This window comes from Glutamicibacter sp. HZAU (assembly GCF_004100365.1).
In the GTDB taxonomy this organism is placed as follows: Bacteria; Actinomycetota; Actinomycetes; order Actinomycetales; family Micrococcaceae; genus Glutamicibacter; species Glutamicibacter nicotianae.
This window is the reverse complement of sequence record NZ_SCKZ01000003.1, coordinates 400,110-419,679: the sequence shown is the minus strand read 5'-3', so window position 1 is coordinate 419,679 and position 19,570 is coordinate 400,110. Positions and strand designations below refer to the sequence as shown.

The window sequence follows — 19,570 nt, the reverse complement described above, 5'->3', positions numbered from 1 at the left end:
TGGAATCTTAGGCTTGCTCGGGGTTGGCTTTTTCCCAGGCTTCCTGGGCGGCGGCACGGCGCTTGTTCTCCACGTCGATTTCCCCGCCCTTGGACAGCGCAAACCACCAGCACAGGGCGAACGCCGCGGCCAGGTAGAACATGTCCACCAGGATGAAGCCGCTCAGGAAGAACACTACCTGCAGGATCCAGCCGATGATGTAGCCGATCTTCTTGCCCAGCAGGGCGCAGTTGAAGATGCACAGCAGCGCCACGGCAGCGCCGAGGCTGAGCACCACTGCGGGTTCGCCGCGCTTGAGCCCGAAGGCCGCGAGGGTGACGAACACCGCCAGCAGCGCCTCGCAGACCAGCACGGTTGATGCGAACATCATCTTCGTGGAACGCTGCTTCTTCTTCATCCCAGGTCGCCACTCGCGCTGGGCACGGGTGAGTTTGGCCATTAGGACTTGCCTCCCTTGAGCAATAGTGAAATCTCGCCCACCAGTGTAATCGAACCGGTGACCAGCACTCCGCCGGACAGGTCGTTGCCTGCCTCCGCGCGGCCAACGGACCACTCGATGGCGTCTTCCAGGTTTTCGGTGACGTGGATGTCAGCTTCCGGCCAGCCGGCATCGATGGCCAGGGTGGACAGCTCGCCGGCGGGAATGGCTCGCGGCGAGGAGGACTGGGTGATGCAGATGTCCTCGACCATGTCCCCGTATTCCTCGCGCAGAGTGTAGAGCATCGCCTCGGCGTCCTTCTCCTGCAGGATGCCGACCATCAGGACCAGACGCGTGAAGCCGAAGGACTCCTTGATCGCTTCCGCGGTGACGCGGATGCCGTCCGGGTTGTGCCCGGCATCCACCAGGATGCTCGGGGCCGCACGTAGCAGTTCCAGCCGGCCCGGGCTCGTCGCCGCGGCGAAGCCGTCGCGGACCAGGTCGGCGTTCAGCGCGCGCTGTCCGCCGCCGAGGAATGCCTCCACCGCGGCCAAGGCCACGGTGGCGTTCTGCGCCTGGTGGGCGCCGAACAGCGGCAGGAAGATCTCGTCGTAGCGGGCGGCCTGGCCCTGGATGGACAACAGCTGCCCGCCCACGCCATGCTGGCGATCCAGCAGCTTGAAGTCCAGGGTGTCGAAGGCCGCCGGCACGTCGAGCTCGCGGGCGCGGGCCAGCAGCACGTCGGCCGCGTCCACCGGCTGCACCGAGGAGACCAGATAGCCTCCGGGCTTGAGGATGCCGACCTTCTCCTCGGCGATCTCCCCCGGGGTATCCCCGAGCAGGTCGGTGTGGTCCAGCGAGATCGGGGTGATCACCGAAACATCGGCATCGGCCACGTTGGTGGCATCGGTGATGCCGCCCAGGCCCACTTCGAGCACCACGACATCCACCGGGACCTCGGCGAAGACCGCGAAGGCGAGGATGGTGACAGCCTCGAAGTAGGTCAGCTTGTTTTCCCCGCGCTCGACGAGCTCGGCGTCCACGATCTCAAGGAACGGGCTGATCTCATCCCATACGCGCACGAAGGTCCCGTCATCCACCGGCGCACCGTCGATCGCTATGCGCTCGGTGACCGAAATCAGGTGCGGCGAGGAGTAGCGGCCGGTGCGCAGATCGTGCGCCATCAGCAGCGATTCGATCATGCGTGCGGTCGAGGTCTTGCCGTTGGTGCCGGTGATGTGGATGACCGGGCAGGCCTTGTTCGGCTCGCCGAGGATCTCCATGGCCCGGAACATCGGAGCCATGCGCGGCTCCATCTTGTTCTCCGGGGCCCGGGACAGCAATTGCGCGTAGACGCGGTCCAGTTCGCTCACTAGTTGGCCTCGACTTTGCCGGAATCCAGCTTGGCCACGGCAACCTGCTCGCCCTTGGCCGAATCGTCGGCGACGAGCTCCAGCTGCGCGCTCAGGGTTTCGCCGGCGACCAGTTCGCGGTTGGCTTCCAGCGCTGCGATGGTGGCCGCGCTGGCGGTGATCACGGTGCGGATGCGGTCCGAAACCTGCAGGTCGGCATCCTTGCGGGCGGACTGGATGGAGCGGATCATGTCGCGGGCGGTGCCTTCGGCGGCCAGCGCCTCGGTGACCTCGGTATCCAGCACCAGGAAGCCGCCGTCGATGACCGCCGCGGCGATCTCGCCGGCCGCATCCACCACGGTGTCCAGGGTGTATTCGCCCTCGGCCAGTTCCAAGCCGCCGGCGGTGACCACGCCGTTGGCGACGGACCAGTCCCCGGACTTGGCGCCCTTGATCGCCTGCTGCACGTTCTTGCCCAGGCGCGGGCCGGCGGCACGGGCGTTGACCACCAGCTGCTGGCTGATGCCGTAGCTGGCAGCGTCCACTCCCTCGGCGTCGATCAGGGTCACTGCCTTCAGGTTCAGCTCGTCCTTGATGATCGATGCATAGGTGCCCTCCAGACGGGCGGCATCGGTGAGCACGACCTTCAGCTCGGCCAGTGGCAGGCGCACGCGCAGGTTCTTGGCCTTGCGCAGCGAGGAGCCCACCGAGCAGATCTTGCGGGTGGTTTCCATGGTTTCCAGCAACGCGGCGTCGGCCGGGAACTGCTCGGCATCCGGCCAGTCGGCCAGGTGCACCGAGCGCTGCCCGGTCAGCCCGCGGAAGATCTCCTCGCTGGCCAGCGGCAGCAGCGAAGCGGTGACCTTCACCAGGGTTTCCAGCGCGGTGTACAGGGTGTCGAAGGCCTGGGTGTCCTCGTCGAAGAAGCGCTGGCGCGAGCGGCGCACGTACCAGTTGGTCAGCGTGTCCATGTAGTGGCGCACCGCCTCGGTGGCATCGGAAACCTCGTAGGAATCCAGCGCCTCGGTGACCTCGCGCACCAGCTGGCCGGTGGCGGCCAGCATGTACGCATCCAGCGGGTCGGTGGAAGCGGTGGTGAACTTGGCCTCGTAGCCGGCCCCGTTGTTGGCCGAGTTGGTGTACAGGTTGAAGAAGTGCCAGACGTTCCACAGCGGCAGCAGCACCTGGCGCACGCCATCGCGGATGCCCTGCTCGGTGACCACCAGGTTGCCGCCGCGCAGGATCGGGCTAGCCATCAGGAACCAGCGCATCGCATCCGAGCCGTCGCGGTCAAGGACCTCGGTGACATCCGGGTAGTTGCGCAGCGACTTGGACATCTTCTGCCCGTCCGAGCCCAGCACGATGCCGTGGGAGATCACGTTGGTGTAGGCCGGGCGGTCGAACAGCGCGGTGGACAGCACGTGCATGGTGTAGAACCAGCCACGGGTCTGGCCGATGTACTCGACGATGAAGTCCGCCGGGTGGTGGCCGGAATCGAACCATTCCTGGTTGTCGAACGGGTAGTGCACCTGGGCGTAGGGCATCGAGCCGGAGTCAAACCAGACGTCGAGCACGTCTTCCACGCGGGTCAGCGTGCCGCCTTCGGCACAGCCTTCGTGGGCGCGGGTCAGCTCGTCGATGAACGGGCGATGCAGATCCGGCTGGCCGTCGTGGTTCACCGGCAGGCGGCCGAAGAAGTCCTTCAGCTCGGCCAGCGACCCGAAGACCTCGCGGTGGGTGCACTCGGCGCCCGAGCATTCCCAGACCGGGATCGGCGAACCCCAGTAGCGGTTGCGCGAGATCGACCAGTCGCGGGCGTTTTCCAGCCACTTGCCGAACTGGCCGTGCTTCACGTTGCCCGGGATCCAGTTGATCTGCTCGTTCAGCTCGACCATGCGGTCCTTGAACTTGGAAACCTCGACGTACCACGAGGAGATCGCGCGGTAGATCAGCGGGGTGCGGCAGCGCCAGCAATGCGGGTAGGAGTGCTCGTAGGAAGCCTGCTTGACCAGCTTGGCCTCGTCCTTGAGCACATTGGTGATGGTCTTGTTCGCATCGAAGACCTGCACGCCGACGATGTCGGCCAGCGGCCCGCCGGCGAAGACCGGCAGGAACTTGGCGCCCTCGTCCACCGAGAGGATCACCGGGATGCCGTGCTCTTCGCAGACCTTCTGGTCATCCTCGCCGTAGGCCGGAGCCTGGTGCACGATGCCGGTGCCGTCGGCCACGGTGACATAGTCGGCGGTGAGAATCTGCCAGGCGTTTTCGGTGCCGTACTTCTCGGTGTCGGTGTAGGTGTCCCACAGCGGGGCGTAGCGCACGCCGGCCAGGTCGGCCCCGGTGTAGCTGGCGGTGATCGCGGCGGCGGCTTCCTTGGCGTCCTTGTAGCCCAGGTCCTTGGCGTAGGAGCCGAGCAGGTCGCGGGCCAGCAGGAATGGGCCGGCGGCGGCAGAGGCCTTCACGCCAGCTTCGCCGGCTGGGAGAACGACGTACTCGATGTCCGGGTGCACGGCCAGCGCCTCGTTGGTCGGCAGGGTCCACGGGGTGGTGGTCCAGGCCAGGGCCTGCACGCCGGCCAGGGCCTTGGATGCTTCGGTCTCACCGGCAAGGATGGTGAAGCCGACGGTGACGGTCTGGTCCTGGCGGTTCTTGTAGACGTCGTCGTCCATGCGCAGCTCGTGGTTGGACAGCGGCGTCTCGTCCTTCCAGCAATACGGGAGCACACGGAAGCCCTGGTAGGTCAGGCCCTTGTCGGACAGCTGCTTGAAGGCCCAGATGACCGATTCCATGAACTCGACGTTCAGGGTCTTGTAGTCGTTTTCGAAGTCGACCCAGCGAGCCTGGCGGTTCACGTACTCTTTCCACTCGTCGGCGTACTTCATCACCGAGGTGCGGCAGGCGTCGTTGAACTTGTCGATGCCCATGGCTTCGATCTGCTTCTTGTCGGTCATGCCCAGCTGCTTCATGGCTTCCAGCTCGGCGGGCAGCCCGTGGGTGTCCCAGCCGAAGCGGCGCTCGACGCGCTTGCCGCGCTGGGTCTGGTAGCGGGCGACGAGATCCTTGACATAGCCGGTGAGCAGGTGGCCGTAGTGCGGCAGGCCGTTGGCGAAGGGAGGGCCGTCGTAGAAGACGAACTCTTCGCCTTCGCGCTGGTCGATGGAGGCCTGGAACGTGTTGTCGTTCTTCCAGTATTCGAGGACGCGCTTCTCAAGTTCTGGGAATCGCGGTGAAGCCGGGGTCGAACCGGTTGGGTCTGTAGTGACCTTCGGGTAGAAGCTCATCGAATGGGCCGTCCTTCAAGCGTAGGGTCGATAAATCCTTGCCTACGAGGACGGCGATAATGCCGCGGTACCACCCCGCTTATCCCCCGCCTAAATCGCGGAGAACCACTTATCATCAGCTGTGACGGGCTGGTCCCGTTCGGTTCTACTGGGCAAACCCGAGGTTCGCTGTTCTTCCGAAGACTCACCGGTGATAGCCGGATCGAAGTCGCAGTCCTTATATCGTACCGCGTGATGCGCGTGGTGAAAATTCCCAGATCACCCAAGATGGCAATGAGTTCAGGCTCACAGCCTTGTGGCCCAAGCACCGAGGAAAGGGGCTGATGCAAGGAAATCTCCGTTGCCTGCATTTTCAGGATAGCGCGTTGAGGGGGCCTTGCCGCAAGGCCCCACCCATGGCCCATAATCGATACCTTCCCCACGAGAACCATCCAGATCAGGGAGCCTGCGTGCCTGCTGCAACTTCTAACACCAGCTACTTCGATTCCATCCACGAACATGCCACACCCGAACTCGCGAAAGACATCGAGCAGGACCAGCAACGGCTGGAAGAGATCGCCGCGCGCATCAAGCAGCTCCGCTCCGAAGCGGTTGAGCGCATCGCTGCACGCGGCAAGGACCGGGCCGGCACCCTCCAGCAATCCCTGCAGCGCGATGTCGAGCTGAACGAACTGGCTCAGCGGCTGCGCCAGCTGGACCTCATGGGACCATACGCCTGCTTGGGGTACATGCAATTCGCCCAGACCGGCGAGCGCCTCTACATCGGACGAGCCGGCTTGAGCGATGCCCAAGGCAAGCAGCTGATGGTGGACTGGCGCACCCCGGCGGCCGAACCATTCTTCGCTGCCACGCATGAAGAGAGCTACGGGCTGTCGATGCGTCGCCGCTACCGCTGGCGCCGCCAGCGCATTTCCGACTACTGGGACGAAGTATTCGATTCCTCCCAGCTGCAATCCCATACCCGCCTGGATGACCACTCATCGTTTCTCGCGTCGCTTGGCAGCAAGCGCTCACCGAAAATGCAGGACGTGCTCTCGACGATCCAGTCCGATCAGGACGCGATCATCCGCAGCAGCTCGCGCGGAGCACTGGTGGTTGACGGCGGGCCAGGCACCGGCAAGACGGTCGTCGCCCTGCACCGCGCCGCGTACTTGCTCTACGCGGATCAGCGCCTGCGCAGCCAAGGAGGCAAGGTGCTGGTCGTGAGTCCGCATGAAGCCTACTCCTCCTATGTCTCTGATATCCTAGCGAATTTGGGAGAGGATGATGTTCTCATTGCCACTCTTTCGAACATAGTTTCGATAGGGCAAGATCTCCCTGCCGAACAAGATCCCGAAGTCCAGCGCATTAAATCCAGTGCCGCCATGCTGAGTGCGCTGAAGAAAGCAGTCGAGGTCTTTGAAGAGCCGCCCGCCACCGAGGTGGTGCTCGATATCGGTGAATTCCAAGCCACGGTCACTGCGCAACTATGGCGCGACGCGGTGGGCATGATCGACTCCGAGACTCCGCACAACGAAGCGCGCATCCAATTGCGCGAAGCTCTGGTTGACCTGCTGCTCCCCCAGCTAGCAGGCAGCAATGCCCCTGAACCGCAACTTCGCGCCGATGCGGCACGAAGTTCTGCACTCGGAGCGCTGCTCAATGAATACTGGCCCATCCTGGATCCGCTGAATCTCCTGAAGGCTTTGTATTCGACGCCCGCATTGCTTCGGTACAGCGGCTCGGAACTCACTGACGACCAGATCGAGAAGTTGCTGTCCGCCCCACGTCCAGTCGCATGGACGACATCAGATATTCCGTTGATCGATTATTCCCGCTATCTGATCGGAGACCAGGACAGCGAGACCAGCCATCGTGACGAGCAGTCTCGAATCCATGCAGAGCGAAACCGATGGACGAACGTCATAGACGATCTCATGGCCTCGGCTGATGACAAGGAAGACCTGGCATCTCAGCTCATGCACCACGATCTCCAGGAGCATCTGCTCAGCCATAGCTTGGAGACCCCGTTGGCGAAGGAAAGTTTCGACGGGCCCTTCTCGCATGTCGTCGTCGATGAAGCCCAAGACCTGACCGATGCCCAATGGGCAATGATCCAACGCCGTTGCCCGTCGGGCAGCCTGACGATTGTCGGCGACAGGGCCCAGGCCGTTGACGGTTTCAGCACGTCATGGGAACAGCGGCTAGCAAGCATTGGCATTCACGACATCTCCATCTCCCGGTTGCGGGTCAACTACCGCAGCACCGCACAGATCATGGAAGCCGCAGCAGCGCAGATCCTGCCGGAGATGCCGGAGGCCAACGTGCCGCAATCGCTGCGAGCAGACGGTGCGCCGGTACGCTATGCCCATCCTTCACACCTCAAGAAGATTCTGGATCAATGGCTGGCCGAAAATAATGAGGGCACCGCTGCGGTGATTGGGCTGCCGGGTTTCCCCGCCTCCGAACGAGTCAGCGTGCTGACTCCTGAACATGCCAAGGGGCTGGAATTCGACCTGGTTCTCGTCTGCCAACCGGAGAACTTCGGCCGGAACCGGCGCGGCGCAGTACGCCGGTACGTGGCCATGACGCGAGCGACAGCTCAATTGGTCATGCTGACTGAACAATAACCATCGGGCAGCCTTTAGTAGGCTGGCTTCCATGAGCACTGCCGAACCACAACGGTTGGAAACCCGGAATCAACAGCACGCCTTCGCCTCACCAAGCGTGCTGCGTTGGGGCCAGCATCTGGTCACGGCGATTCTCCTTGCCATTGCGCTGCTGCGTCAGCTAGCAACTCAGGATGCCGCGTTGCCTGCCATCCTCGTCTCAGTGCTTTTCGCTGGCTGGTACAGCGCAGGCTTCACTGCCCAGTCCAAGGCTGGCGTCTTCGCGGTGCGCGCATGGTGGCTGGCGCTCCTGCTCGGGATCTGGATAGCAAGCCTCTTCGTTTCGGCCGAATTCATGTGGCTCGCCTTCAGCCTGTGGCTGCTATTGGGCCACCAGCTGCCGTTCCTTCCCTCAATCTTGTGGTCGGTGGTCGTCTACGCCTTTACGCTGCTTGCTCCGTATCTGCACCATGGGCAACTGAGCATTGCGGCCATAGCCGGTCCATTAGTCGGGGGCTTGTTCGCCTGGGGCATTTCCCGCGGTTACCTGCAGATGGAACGCGATGCCCAAGTGCGCACCTCGCTCGTGAATTCCCTGGTCCGCGCCCAGCATGAAATGGCCGACCTCCAAGAGGAACTTGCGAGGTCTCAGCACGAGGCGGGCATCGCCACGGAACGCACGCGTCTGGCCCGCGAAATCCATGACACCGTCGCACAGCAGCTGTCCTCCATCGGCCTGCATGCCAAGGCAGCAGAGGCCTCCAAGGAACCGGACGCAGCCGAGAAAGCACTGGTTCGCATTGATGAGCTTTCCGGACAGGCGCTGACCGATTTGCGCCGCATTATCGCCGCGCTCGCACCCGCCGAACTGGATTCGCAGGCACTGGCCGGCGCATTGAACCGGATACTGGAGAATTTCGAAGCTGATTCGAACGTCAGCACCCGGCTGGACATCGAGCCGGGTTTGCCCGCCCTGGAGCCCAGCGTGCAGATTGCCTTGCTGCGCACCGCGCAGTCGGCGCTCTCTAACGTCCTTCGCCATGCACACTCTTCCATCGTTGCTATCAGCTTGAGCAGCAGTGGCGACGAAGTCCGCCTGGATATCGTGGATGACGGTGTTGGGTTCACGCCGAATTCCGGTCCTGCGCAAACCAGCACCGAGGCTGGCGGGTTCGGCCTGAAAGCCATGAACCAGCGGCTCCGGGAGCTCGGCGGCGGACTGGACATCGAAAGCTCCCCAGGCGAAGGCACAGCACTGTGCGCTCATCTTCCGATCAACGCCGCAAAGGACAAATCGTGATCCGCATCCTCTTGGTCGATGACCATCCCATCGTTCGCACCGGGTTGCGGGCGCTTTTTGAGAACTTCGAAGACATCGCAGTGATCGGCGAGGCATCCAGCGGCGAGGAAGCGCTAGCGTTCGTCAAGGACAACCCGGTTGATGTAGTGCTGTGCGATCTGCGCCTCGGTGCCGGGATGAACGGCGCGCAGACCACGGCAGCCATCCGCAAGCTATCCAAGCCTCCCCACGTGTTGATCCTGACCACGTTCGACAAGGACTCGGAAATCTTGGCCTGCATCGAAGCCGGAGCCGCCGGCTATCTGCTCAAGGACGTCAGTGCGCAAACCATCGTGGATTCCATTCGCCAAGCAGCGGCCGGCCAGATGGTGCTGGCCCCAGAGATGACCCTGCGGGTTGTCCAGGGCATGCGGCGGCCAAAGATCGAGCTGACTGCACGCGAGAAAGACGTGCTGGCCCAACTGGCTACCGGTGCCGGAAACAAGCAGATAGCCAAGGCATTGTTCGTTTCCGAAGCAACGGTGAAGACCCATCTGGTGCATATCTTCGACAAGCTTCAAGCTTCCAGCCGTACCGATGCCATCAACAAGGCGAAAGACCACGGTTTGCTCTAGGTTCTACCGGTATTCGCAAGACACGCCGAGTACCGTCTCAACCTTTCGGTTGAACTTTTATTCGCCCTTTTCCACGATGGATTGGACTGCAAAAACTCATTAACTGGAACTATGAAAGTTCCAGTTATTTCCCGAGTCGGCGATTCGCTGACCAGCCGGCGCGGCGCTCGCCTGTGGGCCGTCGGCATCTTCGCAGCAGTTCTCGTCCTCTTTGGCGCACTGAGCAGCATCCAGGCTCCGGCCCGGTCAGCGAGCTCGCTGGTGGGCGATTCGGATTCGGCCAAGGTCGCCCAGATCATCGCTGCGAACTCCAACGAGTCCGAAACCACGGCCCTGCTGGTGGCCAGCCGTGAAAATGGCCATTCGCTCAGCAACAACGACCGCGCAATGATTGATCGCCAGGCAGACGCCTTGGGTCACGCAGCGAACGTCACCGCTGGCCGCACCATGGCCAGCGAGGATCAGCAGGCAGCCATGGTTCCGCTCTCCTGGAATACCGTGTCCGATGCGGCCGACCGAGAAACGCTCAAGTCGATTCGAGGCTGGATCCAGGATCATCCATCAGCAGATTTGCAGCTTCAGGTCACCGGGCCTACCGCCTTTGCAGTCGATGTCACCAATGCATTTGCCGGCGCCGACTTCACCCTGTTGGCAGTCACCGTAGGAATCGTGGCTGTCCTGCTGATCTTGACCTACCGATCGCCGGTGCTCTGGCTGATCCCGTTGGCGGTCGTTGCCATCGCCGACCGCAGCGCCTCTCTGGTGGCCAACCTGCTGGGCAATGCCTTCGACCTGCACTTCGATTCCGGCGTGCTCAGCGTCCTGGTCTTCGGCGCAGGCACCAACTACGCCCTGCTGCTGATCTCCAGGTACCGCGATGAGTTGCATAAGCATGCTGATCACCGTCAAGCGCTGGCCAAAGCCTGGGCATCCAGCTTCGAGGCCATTCTCACTTCAAACCTGACCGTGGTTTTGGCTCTGCTCACCCTGGGTCTGGCAGTCATGGACGATACGCGCGGATTGGGTATCGTTTGCGCCGTCGGCTTGCTGATCGCGGCGATCTTCGCGCTGTTCCTCTTACCCCCGATCCTGGCCATGTGCGGCCGCAACGCCTTCTGGCCATTGATTCCCCGTCCAGGACAGGAAGCCAAGACGGAGAATTTCTTCGGCCGTGCAGCTCGCTCCGTGATGAACCGTCCGGGACTGAACCTCACCGCGATGGCACTATTGCTTCTGGTGCTTGCCGGAGCACTCACCGGTACGCGTATCGGTCTGGATCAAACCCAGCAATTCCGCACGGCAACTGAATCCTCCAGCGCCATGGACCTGCTGGCAGAGCATTTCCCCGCCGGGGAAACCCAGCCGGTCACCGTCTTGGCACAGGGTGCAGGGACTGGCCCATTGCGAGATGAATTCGCTCGCCTTGAGAACGTGAAACGCGTCGGCGAGGCAAGCCAGCTCGGCACTACCGCGTGGCAGGAGTTCTCGGTGATTCCCGACGTTGATCCCAACTCGGCGAAGGCCCAGGATCTTGTTCAGCAGCTGCGTGATGTCGCAGCCCGTGGAGGCGACGGCAAGGTGCTGATTGGCGGACAGAGCGCAGAACAACTGGATTCGCATCAAATGCACCTGCGAGACCTCTACGTGATTGCGCCGCTGATCATGATGATCTGCTTCGTGATGCTCGGCTGGCTCACCCGTTCATGGCGCACTGCCCTGGCTCTGGGAGTGGTGAACCTGCTCAGTGCTGCAGCTGCTGTCGGATTGGGTTCGCTGGTTTCCTCAGTCGTCTTCGAGGCTGACGCGCTGGATGTCCAAGTGCCGCTGTTGGCCTTCGTCTTCCTGGTAGCGCTCGGCGTGGACTACACGATCTTCCTGACCCAGCGCGTGCGCCAGGATGCACAGGCGCTGGAACTGCATGAAGCAGTTGCCTTGGCGGCAAGCCGCACCGGATCGGTCATCACCAGTGCCGGGCTCGTGCTCGCCGGAGTATTCGCCGCCCTGGCGACCTTGCCGCTGACCGTCCTGGGCCAGCTCGGCCTGATCGTCGGACTCGGCGTCCTGCTGGACACATTCGTTGTTCGAACCCTGCTGCTGCCCGCGCTGTTCGCGGTCCTGGGTTCGGCCAAGCGCCCGGTCTTCGGCCACGTTTCCTCCCCTGCGGAAGCATCTGCAGAACCAATCACTCAGAAAGAAAGCAACATCAATGCGTAAGCTCGTCAATTTCTCCTTCACCTACATGATCCTCGGAGTCGCCTCAGGCCTCTTCTACCGCGAATTCACCAAGATGAACGGTTTCCCGGAGGGAGCGTGGACCCAGCTATCGGTAGTCCATACCCATCTGCTCGTCCTCGGCTTCATCATCTTGCTGCTGGTGCTCATGTTGGAGAAGGCCTTCGGCCTGAGCCAGCATCGCAAGCTCTTCGCATGGTTCATGGGAACCTACAACGCGGGCGTGCTCCTCACTGCGGGCATGCAGCTCACCCACGGCATCATGACCGTGCTGGGCATCGAGTCCTCCAAGATGGTCTCCGGCATCGCGGGCCTTGGACACATGTCGATCACTGCAGGCATGATCCTGCTATTCATCATGCTCCGCCGCAGTGTCGGCGCCGGTGATCAACAGAAGGCCGCACGGAAGCGGGCAGTCGAGGGCTAGGCAATCGGCCCGTCGTCGATTTGCCGTTCCCGGCTGGCCGGTGAACTGGCTGGCAGGGCGGGTCTGAGCATCGCGCGGTAGCCCTGGCAGCAGCGCTGCTCATGGCAGCTGATACTGATTCGGCCGGTAGCAAGTCGAAGAAGTTGCGGGCTGAAAACACCAATGGGCAGGGTCCCTCAGCAGATTTGCCGAGGGACCCTGCCCATTGCGTGCTAGAGCCCGGGGTGAAACTTACAGGCTCTCAACCAATTTTTTTGCCGAAGAGAATTCCATCATTGCTTCGCGCTCAACAACCTTGATGCGGTCGCGGGTGATCTCGCCGAAACGGGTCGAAACGGTGCCGGCCGCAGCACCCAGCTCCTTCTCGTGGGCATCCAGGTTCTTCCAGCCCTCCCAGTTGGAGAAGTTCACGCCGCGGCTTTCCAGCAGCTCGGCGATCTTCTGGGAAGAATCCGGCTGTGCCAGCTTGGTGAGATCTTCAAGCAGGTGGGTGATCGTCTCCAAGGCGTCGCCCTTGGTGTGGCCAATCAGGCCGATAGGGCCGCGCTTGATCCAGCCGGTGGCGTACAGGCCAGGAACGTGATTGCCCGAAGCATCCAGCACACGGCCTTCGGCGTTTGGCAGCACGCCCTTGGCACCGTCGTATTCAATGTCATTGACCGCCGAGCCGAAGTAGCCGACTGCGCGGTAGATGGCCTGCAGCGGGTACTCGATGAATTCACCGGTACCGCGTGCGCCACCATTGCCGTCAAGCTCGTTGCGCTCAACCTTCAGACCGGAAACCTTGCCATCCTCACCCAGAACCTCGACCGGGGACTGCAGGAAGTGCAGGTGCAGGCGACGCGAGGCGCTTGGAGCTTCTTCGCGTTCTTCCTGCTCGATCAGCCAGTTGGTCAGCGTGGAGACCATGGTCTTGGTCTGGTTGTTGGTCTTCATGGCTTCGTCCGAGGCCTTGTCGAATTCGAAGTCCTCCGGGTACAGCACGATGTCCACGTCCTTGGAGTGCGAGAGTTCGCGCAGTTCCAGCGGGGTGAACTTGACCTGTGCCGGACCGCGGCGGCCGAAGACGTGCACGTCGGCGACGGCCGAGTCGTTCAGCTGCTCGTAGATGTGCTCCGGGATTTCGGTTTCCAGCAGCTGGTCAGCGTGCTTTGAGAGAATGCGGGCGACGTCCAAGGCGACGTTGCCGTTGCCGATGACGGCAACTTCCTTGGCCGAGAGGTCCCAGTTCTTGTCGGCATCCGGGTGCGCGTCGTACCAGGAAACGAAGTCGGCGCCGCCGAAGGAGCCGTCAAGATCGATGCCCGGAATATTCAGGTCGGCGTCCTTCTGGGCGCCGGTCGAGATGATCACTGCATCGTAGCGGGTGCGCAGGTCCTCCAGCGAGATGTCCCGACCCAGGCCGACGTTGCCGTAGAAGTCGATCCAGTCGTTGTCGAGCACCTTGTGCAGGGCATTGATGATGCCCTTGATGCGTGGGTGGTCAGGCGAAACGCCGTAGCGGATCAATCCGAAGGGAGTCGGCAGCTCGTCGAAGAGGTCAACGTGCAGCTTCAGTTCGCCGGAGGCGACTGGCTGGCTCTTGCTCAGCAGGTCGGCGGCGTAGATGCCAGCTGGACCGGCACCAACGATGGCAACACGCAGCGCCCGGGAAGTGAGGTGCTCAGGGACGGTAATTTCACTCATCAAACAACTTCTCTTTCTTAGTCAACGAATGAGGCCGGCGCGGTGGCTTCGGCATTCACTAGCGGCAGGAGGTCTACCAGTTGGTCGGAGGCTTCCGGGGCTAGCCGAACGACGTCACCTATAACGATAACGGCCGGATTCGCCACTGCGGCCTTGCGGGCGCGCTTTACAATCCCTTCTAGCGTACCGATAGTTGTGCGCTGCGTCTGTGAGTAACCTCGCTCAACTATCGCAATTGGGGTACTCGACGGTAAACCACGGGTAAGCAATGTCTCAACAATTTGCGGCAAATTCGATACTCCCATCAGCACCGCCAAGGTGTGATCGGACCGGATCGGCACATCAGCAAGTTCCCCGTGCCCGCTGACCACGGTGAACCCGGCAGCAATGCCCCGATGGGTGACGGGAATGCCGGCAGCCATGGGCACCGAGACGGCACTGGTAATGCCTGGAATCACGCGTACAGGAATGCCATATTCCGCGGCGTAGAGCATTTCCTCGCCGCCGCGGCCCAGCACGAACGGATCGCCGCCCTTCAGGCGGACCACCCGCTTGCCTTCCAAAGCGTATCTGACCAGTAATTCATTGGTTTCATCCTGGGTTTTGACGTGGCATCCAGGCGACTTGCCCACATCGATAACCAGCACGTCCTCAGGCAGCTCGGCCAGCAGCGCGGTGGGGCCCAGCTTGTCGGCCAGGACGACGTCTGCGGCCATCAAGGCCTTGTATCCGGCGACGGTGATCAGCTCGGGATCCCCCGGCCCACCGCCAATCAGTGTGATGCGGCCATCAGCCATTGTTCTCTCCAGTCCGGGTCATTCCTCGATCGGCCATCAGCTTGCGTTCGATCGGGGCGAAGAATAGAAGTTCGATAAGTACGCCAACCAGCAAGATGGTCAATATGACCAACATCACCAGTGGCAGGTCGGCGAGGTCCCGGCCGCGCTGGAGCAGCGAGCCTACGCCCAAGGCCAGCGAGCCGCCGACCGCGATCAGTTCGGCCGCCATCAAGGAGCGCCAGGCGAAAGCCCAGCCTTGGCGCAGGCCGGCCACGTAACCGGGCAAAGCCGCGGGCAGTTCGATGTACAGGATGTGTTCGCGCCTGGAGGCGCCGAGCACCTTGGATAGCGCCTTGTACTGTGTCGGGATCATGTCGATTCCCGAGAGCAGGCCGTTGATGATCGACGGGATCGCGCCCAGCAGCAAGACCGTGTAGATCGTCGCATCGGAGAGCCCGAAGAGGATGATCGCCGCTGGCACCCAGGCAATGGACGGCAGGACCTGCATGGCCGACACCAGCGGTCCAACCCCTTGGCGCAAGAGCGGCTGGTGGGCCAGCAAGAGCGCCAGCGGAGTCGCAATCAGCACCGCGATCCCGAATCCGCTCACGGCGCGGAACAGCGAGGTGCCTACGGCCTGGACCAGTGAACCGTCGGCCAGCAGCTGAGGCAGCCTGCCGGCCACGGCGACCGGTCCGGGGAACAGGTCTTCGCGCAAGGGGCTGGCCCACGAGGCAATTTGCCACAGGCTGAGCAGCACCAGGACGGTAAGAATCGGAGCGACGACGGCATCAAGCTTGCTGCGGGTGCGCTTCTTCGCCTGTGCCGGCGTTGCGGCCTTAGCCGGCGCTTGTGTCAGTGAGCTCATGCTTTCGCTGCTCCTTTCGCAGTATTGCGGTCAGTTCGTTGGCCAGCGCGGCTGATTGCGCCGGATCGTTGCGCAGGTGATCGGTGATCTGACGGGTTTCCAGGATCCTGCCGGGGTGCGAGGAAAGCACCAGGATCCTGCCGGCAAGCCGGATCGCCTCGCGGACGTTGTGGGTGACGAAGATGATCGTCTTGCCGGTTTGCTCCCACAGGGCGCGCAGCTGCTCATGGAGCATGTCCCGGGTGATCGCGTCCAACGCGGCGAACGGCTCGTCCATCAGCAAGACCTGGCGGTCCTGCGCCAGAGCCCTGGCTAGGGCGACGCGCTGCCGCATGCCGCCGGAGAGCTCATGAGGCTTCTTCCCGATGGCGTGCCCCAGCTGGACCAGCTGCAGCAGTTCGGTGGTGCGCGCGGTCCGCTGGGCCGCCGGATAGCCGGCGAGCTTGAGCGCCAAATCCACGTTCTGCCCGGCGGTCAGCCACGGAAGCAGATTGGAATCCTGGAACATGAATGCCGCCCCGTCGTGCGGGACTTCCAACCAGCCGGAGCTTGGGGCCAGCAGCCCGGCGATCATGTTCAGCAACGATGACTTCCCGCATCCCGAGGCACCCAGCACCGCGATGAATTCGCCGTCGTCGATCTCAGTACTCAGCCGGTCGATCACCAGCCCGGTGCCCGGATAGCTCAGCGAGACTTCATTGATCAATACGCCCATCAGTGCTCCTGCGTTGCAAGGAAACGGGTGTCCACCAAGCCGTCAACCGAACCGGTCTGCCCGATGCCAACCTGCGCCGCATGGTCGATCAGCGTCTGGTAGGTATCGGCCAGCGGGTCCTCGTCGAAGGAAACTTCTTCCAGTGCAGCGGCAATGACCGTCTCATCGAAGGAGCTGCCGTTCGCTGCGGCCAGGGCCTCCTGGACTGACGCGGCCTTGTACTGCTGATCTGCCGAGTTCAGCCATCCAATGGCTTCGGAGTTCGCGGCCACGAGCTTTTCCACGGTTCGCGGATGCTCGGTGAGGTAGTCCTGGGAGACGACCAGAACGGTCGTAGGGAATTTCCCGTTCTCCCACAACGTGGATTCGTCCACTAATCGATGACCCCCGTAGTTCTCCACCAGCAAGGAGGCGTAGGGCTCGGGAACCCACGCCCCGTCAATGGCGCCCCGCCCGAACAGCTGGGTGAGGGTGGCATTGGAGCTGGGCGTCACCGTGGCTTGCTGATCCAGCCCGTGCTCGGCCAGATAATGGCGCAGCGCCACGTCTTGGGTTCCGCCGAATTGCGGGGTGGCCAGCTCGGTGCCAACCAATTGGCCGGGCTCGGAAATATCCGGGGACACGACCAGGCTTGCACCGCCGGATGAGGCGCCGGCGACGATTTTCAGGGACGTTCCCCCGCTGGCCAGGTAGCTGTTCAGCGCCGGGCTGGGGCCCAGGTAGGCCGCATCGATGGCACCGGAGTTCAGGGCCTCGATCGCTGCTGGGCCGGCATTGAACAACTGGGTTTCCAGGCTGGTGCCATCAGCCTCAAGCTGGTCTGCAAGCAAGCCCTGGCCCGTGGAAATCAGGGCCGGGGCGTGGGTCAGGTTGGCGAAATAGCCCAGCTTGAGCTCTGCCGCCGGGCCGAGGTCCGCCGCATGCGCCGGGGCCTGGCCTGGTCCGGGCACCACGGTGGTGAGCACCGCCAGCGCGGCGAGCGCAGCAACCCCGGCCAGGCCGGCGATCCTCCCGCGGAACCCGGTCGCCGGACTGGCTGCTGCCAGGCGGATTCGTGCCCCGTGGCTGATCCGGGTGCCAGGATCAGGCCGCTGCATGCTCGGCCTCGATGATCCCGGCCGCCAGCGTGCGGCCGGTGGCGGGGTCGATCAGCAGGAAGCTGCCGCCGGTGCGCGAGGTGCCGTACTGCTCGATGGCTACCGCGGCCGAGCTGCGCAAGGTGATCCGTCCCAGATCGTTGAGGCCGAGGCTGTCGGCTGGCAGCTGCGAGTAGTCGGCGATGTCAATGACGTAGTTGATGCCGGCGAGCTTCGCGGCGGCGACCTTGGTGCCGTGCTTGATCAGCACCCGCTGGCCCTTGCCCAGATGCACTGGATCCAGCACGCAGATATTTGCCTGGAACTCCCGCTGGGCTTCGGGCAGCTCGCCGGCTACCAGCGTGTCGCCACGCGCAATGTCCAACTCGTCCTCCAGTTCCACGGCAATCGCGTCGCCGGGCTGCGCCTGGGCGGTGCTGCCGGCTGGCGTGCTGATGGCCTTGATGCGGGTGCCCAGCGGTTGCCCGTTGGACAGCACCTGTACCTGGTCTCCCACGCTCAGGGTGCCATCCACCAGGGTTCCCGCGTAGCCGCGGTAGTCGCGGAACGCTTCCGGGTCCAGCCCAGGTGCCAGCGCCCCTTGCGGGCGCAGCACGTACTGGACATCCAGGCGGGCGGTACCCCTGGGCGCCGCCGGCTCCAGGTCTTCGAGCAGGCCGAGCAGGGTCGGGCCGGCATACCAGTCGGCGCTGGCCGAAGGCTCGACGACATTGTCCCCCTGCAGGGCGGAGACCGGGATGACGGTGGTGGCTGGCACACCCAGCTGCCCGGCGAGCGCCAGCACTTCTGCCTCGATCTTGCTGAAGGCCTCCTCGTCCCAGTCGATCAGGTCCATCTTGTTCACCGCAATGACCAGCTGGGGCACCCGCAGCAGCGCGAGCACGCCCAGGTGGCGGCGGGTCTGCTCCAGCACCCCGTGCCGCGCGTCGACCAGCACGATGGCCGCATCGGCGGTGGAGGCGCCGGTGACAGTGTTGCGGGTGTACTGCACGTGCCCGGGGCAATCGGCCAGGATGAAGGAGCGCTTGCCGGTGGAGAAGTAGCGGTAGGCCACATCGATGGTGATGCCCTGCTCGCGTTCGGCGCGCAGCCCGTCGGTGACCAGCGCCAGGTCCAGGGTTCCGGCCGCCCCGCCGAAGCCGCGTTTGGCGCTGGTGCGCGCCAGGTCGTCCAGCGAGTCGGCGAGGATGGCCTTGGCGTCGTGGAGCAGGCGGCCGACAAGGGTGGATTTCCCGTCATCCACCGAGCCGGCGGTGGCGATGCGCAAAAGTGTGGTGGTCATCTTAGAAGTACCCTTCGGTTTTGCGGTCTTCCATGCCCGCGGCGGAAATTCGGTCATCGGCGCGGGTTGCACCGCGTTCGGTGATGGTGGCGACGGCCAGCTCGTCCAGCACCTTCGCCACGGTGTCGGCGGCGGAGAGCACCGCGCCTGTGCAGCTGGCATCGCCCACGGTGCGGTAGCGCACCTGCTTGATCACCACCGGCTCATCAGCGGTGGGCTGGCTGACGGGGGTCAGCGCCCGCCACATGCCGTCGCGTTCGAACACCTGGCGGCAGTGCGCGAAGTAGATCGGCGGCAGCTCGATGTTCTCCCGCTGGATGTACGCCCAGATGTCCCGTTCGGTCCAATTGGAAATCGGGAAGGCGCGCACATGCCAGCCCGGCTCATGCCGGCCGTTGTACAGGTTCCAAATTTCCGGGCGCTGGTTGCGCGGATCCCAGACGCCGAACTCGTCGCGCAGCGACAGGATGCGCTCCTTGGCGCGGGCCTTGTCCTCATCGCGGCGGGCCCCGCCGAACACCGCGTCGAAGCCGTTGGCCTCAATGGTGTCCAGCAGCACCCGGGTCTGCAGCCGGTTGCGGGTGCCGTCGGGCAGCTCGGCAAGCTCCCCGCGGTCGATGTAGTCCTGCACGGAGCCGACCACCAGGTTCAGGCCGTACTTTTCCACCACTGCGTCCCGGAAGTTCAGGACTTCGGCGAAGTTGTGGCCGGTGTCAATGTGCACCACGGGGATGGGGACGCGGCTGGGGTAGACGGCCTTGGCCAGCAGGTGCAGCACCACGACCGAGTCCTTGCCGCCGGAGAACAGCAGCCCGGGCTTGTCGAACTCTGCGAGCACTTCGCGGATGATGTGGATGGATTCGGCTTCCAGGGCGTCCAGGACGCTGCGCTGGGTGCCGGTCGGGGCGTTAGCGGTAATGGTCATGATTCG

The 19,570-nt window shown here is 63.4% G+C and carries 15 protein-coding genes; 5 read left to right on the top strand and 10 right to left on the bottom strand.

Annotated elements, in window-relative coordinates:
• Positions 1 to 7 precede the first annotated feature (7 nt).
• Genes EKH49_RS06650 through ileS form a run of 3 tightly spaced genes read right to left on the bottom strand, consistent with a single transcriptional unit; the run spans position 8 to position 5,051 of the window.
• Complete coding sequence (locus EKH49_RS06650; protein ID WP_128470200.1) at positions 8 to 439, bottom strand: DUF4233 domain-containing protein; 432 nt, start codon at positions 437 to 439, stop codon at positions 8 to 10.
• Complete coding sequence (locus EKH49_RS06645; protein WP_442903501.1) at positions 439 to 1,734, bottom strand: bifunctional folylpolyglutamate synthase/dihydrofolate synthase; 1,296 nt, start codon at positions 1,732 to 1,734, stop codon at positions 439 to 441. The genes EKH49_RS06650 and EKH49_RS06645 overlap by 1 nt, the downstream gene beginning before the upstream one ends.
• Before the next feature lie 56 nt (positions 1,735 to 1,790).
• The gene (ileS, locus tag EKH49_RS06640) at positions 1,791 to 5,051 is read right to left on the bottom strand and encodes an isoleucine--tRNA ligase (protein ID WP_128470198.1); all 3,261 of its coding nucleotides are present in this window, start codon (positions 5,049 to 5,051) and stop codon (positions 1,791 to 1,793) included.
• A 449-nt stretch (positions 5,052 to 5,500) separates the two neighbouring features.
• On the opposite strand from ileS, the gene helR reads away from it, so the two are divergent.
• The 5 genes from helR to EKH49_RS06615 all read left to right on the top strand — a co-directional run bounded on the left by helR (position 5,501) and on the right by EKH49_RS06615 (position 12,212).
• The gene (gene helR / locus EKH49_RS06635; protein ID WP_161567464.1) at positions 5,501 to 7,660 is read left to right on the top strand and encodes an RNA polymerase recycling motor ATPase HelR; all 2,160 of its coding nucleotides are present in this window, start codon (positions 5,501 to 5,503) and stop codon (positions 7,658 to 7,660) included.
• Between the two features lie 31 nt (positions 7,661 to 7,691).
• A complete protein-coding gene (locus tag EKH49_RS06630; protein ID WP_128470196.1) occupies positions 7,692 to 8,939 on the top strand; it encodes a sensor histidine kinase in 1,248 nt (415 codons plus the stop codon).
• Positions 8,933 to 9,553, top strand: coding sequence for a response regulator (locus EKH49_RS06625; RefSeq protein ID WP_201739573.1), 621 nt, complete (start codon positions 8,933 to 8,935; stop codon positions 9,551 to 9,553). Before EKH49_RS06630 ends, EKH49_RS06625 begins: the two co-directional genes overlap by 7 nt.
• A gap of 111 nt (positions 9,554 to 9,664) precedes the next feature.
• Positions 9,665 to 11,767: an MMPL family transporter gene (locus tag EKH49_RS06620; RefSeq protein WP_128470194.1), complete on the top strand. Its 2,103-nt coding sequence runs from the start codon at positions 9,665 to 9,667 to the stop codon at positions 11,765 to 11,767.
• A complete protein-coding gene (locus tag EKH49_RS06615; RefSeq protein WP_128470193.1) occupies positions 11,760 to 12,212 on the top strand; it encodes a DUF2871 domain-containing protein in 453 nt (150 codons plus the stop codon). Before EKH49_RS06620 ends, EKH49_RS06615 begins: the two co-directional genes overlap by 8 nt.
• 231 nt (positions 12,213 to 12,443) lie before the next feature.
• On the opposite strand, the gene EKH49_RS06610 is transcribed toward EKH49_RS06615, so the two are convergent.
• Genes EKH49_RS06610 through cysD form a run of 7 tightly spaced genes read right to left on the bottom strand, consistent with a single transcriptional unit; the run spans position 12,444 to position 19,564 of the window.
• Complete coding sequence (locus EKH49_RS06610; RefSeq protein ID WP_128470192.1) at positions 12,444 to 13,898, bottom strand: FAD-dependent oxidoreductase; 1,455 nt, start codon at positions 13,896 to 13,898, stop codon at positions 12,444 to 12,446.
• 17 nt (positions 13,899 to 13,915) lie between these two features.
• On the bottom strand, positions 13,916 to 14,695 hold the full coding sequence (gene cobA / locus EKH49_RS06605; RefSeq protein WP_128470191.1) for a uroporphyrinogen-III C-methyltransferase: 780 nt from the start codon (positions 14,693 to 14,695) through the stop codon (positions 13,916 to 13,918).
• Complete coding sequence (locus tag EKH49_RS06600; protein WP_038990828.1) at positions 14,688 to 15,545, bottom strand: ABC transporter permease; 858 nt, start codon at positions 15,543 to 15,545, stop codon at positions 14,688 to 14,690. Before EKH49_RS06600 ends, cobA begins: the two co-directional genes overlap by 8 nt.
• On the bottom strand, positions 15,517 to 16,260 hold the full coding sequence (locus tag EKH49_RS06595) for an ABC transporter ATP-binding protein (RefSeq protein ID WP_128470190.1): 744 nt from the start codon (positions 16,258 to 16,260) through the stop codon (positions 15,517 to 15,519). Before EKH49_RS06595 ends, EKH49_RS06600 begins: the two co-directional genes overlap by 29 nt.
• Positions 16,260 to 17,357: an ABC transporter substrate-binding protein gene (locus EKH49_RS06590; RefSeq protein WP_128470189.1), complete on the bottom strand. Its 1,098-nt coding sequence runs from the start codon at positions 17,355 to 17,357 to the stop codon at positions 16,260 to 16,262. The genes EKH49_RS06595 and EKH49_RS06590 overlap by 1 nt, the downstream gene beginning before the upstream one ends.
• Positions 17,344 to 18,639, bottom strand: a complete 1,296-nt coding sequence (locus EKH49_RS06585) for a sulfate adenylyltransferase subunit 1 (protein WP_128470188.1) — start codon at positions 18,637 to 18,639, stop codon at positions 17,344 to 17,346. The genes EKH49_RS06590 and EKH49_RS06585 overlap by 14 nt, the downstream gene beginning before the upstream one ends.
• Position 18,640: 1 nt before the next feature.
• The gene (gene cysD, locus EKH49_RS06580) at positions 18,641 to 19,564 is read right to left on the bottom strand and encodes a sulfate adenylyltransferase subunit CysD (protein ID WP_128470187.1); all 924 of its coding nucleotides are present in this window, start codon (positions 19,562 to 19,564) and stop codon (positions 18,641 to 18,643) included.
• Positions 19,565 to 19,570 lie beyond the last annotated feature (6 nt).

Bases quoted from the DNA above. Each gene is read 5' to 3' on its own strand.
- EKH49_RS06595 (WP_128470190.1), bottom strand. From the start codon at position 16,260: ATGGGCGTATTGATCAATGAAGTCTCGCTGAGCTATCCGGGCACCGGG.
- EKH49_RS06585 (WP_128470188.1), bottom strand. From the start codon at position 18,639: ATGACCACCACACTTTTGCGCATCGCCACCGCCGGCTCGGTGGATGAC.
- cobA (WP_128470191.1), bottom strand. From the start codon at position 14,695: ATGGCTGATGGCCGCATCACACTGATTGGCGGTGGGCCGGGGGATCCC.
- ileS (WP_128470198.1), bottom strand. From the start codon at position 5,051: ATGAGCTTCTACCCGAAGGTCACTACAGACCCAACCGGTTCGACCCCG.
- cysD (WP_128470187.1), bottom strand. From the start codon at position 19,564: ATGACCATTACCGCTAACGCCCCGACCGGCACCCAGCGCAGCGTCCTG.
- EKH49_RS06630 (WP_128470196.1), top strand. From the start codon at position 7,692: ATGAGCACTGCCGAACCACAACGGTTGGAAACCCGGAATCAACAGCAC.
- EKH49_RS06650 (WP_128470200.1), bottom strand. From the start codon at position 439: ATGGCCAAACTCACCCGTGCCCAGCGCGAGTGGCGACCTGGGATGAAG.
- EKH49_RS06615 (WP_128470193.1), top strand. From the start codon at position 11,760: ATGCGTAAGCTCGTCAATTTCTCCTTCACCTACATGATCCTCGGAGTC.
- EKH49_RS06620 (WP_128470194.1), top strand. From the start codon at position 9,665: ATGAAAGTTCCAGTTATTTCCCGAGTCGGCGATTCGCTGACCAGCCGG.
- EKH49_RS06600 (WP_038990828.1), bottom strand. From the start codon at position 15,545: ATGAGCTCACTGACACAAGCGCCGGCTAAGGCCGCAACGCCGGCACAG.
- EKH49_RS06610 (WP_128470192.1), bottom strand. From the start codon at position 13,898: ATGAGTGAAATTACCGTCCCTGAGCACCTCACTTCCCGGGCGCTGCGT.
- EKH49_RS06645 (WP_442903501.1), bottom strand. From the start codon at position 1,734: ATGGAGCCGCGCATGGCTCCGATGTTCCGGGCCATGGAGATCCTCGGC.
- EKH49_RS06590 (WP_128470189.1), bottom strand. From the start codon at position 17,357: ATGCAGCGGCCTGATCCTGGCACCCGGATCAGCCACGGGGCACGAATC.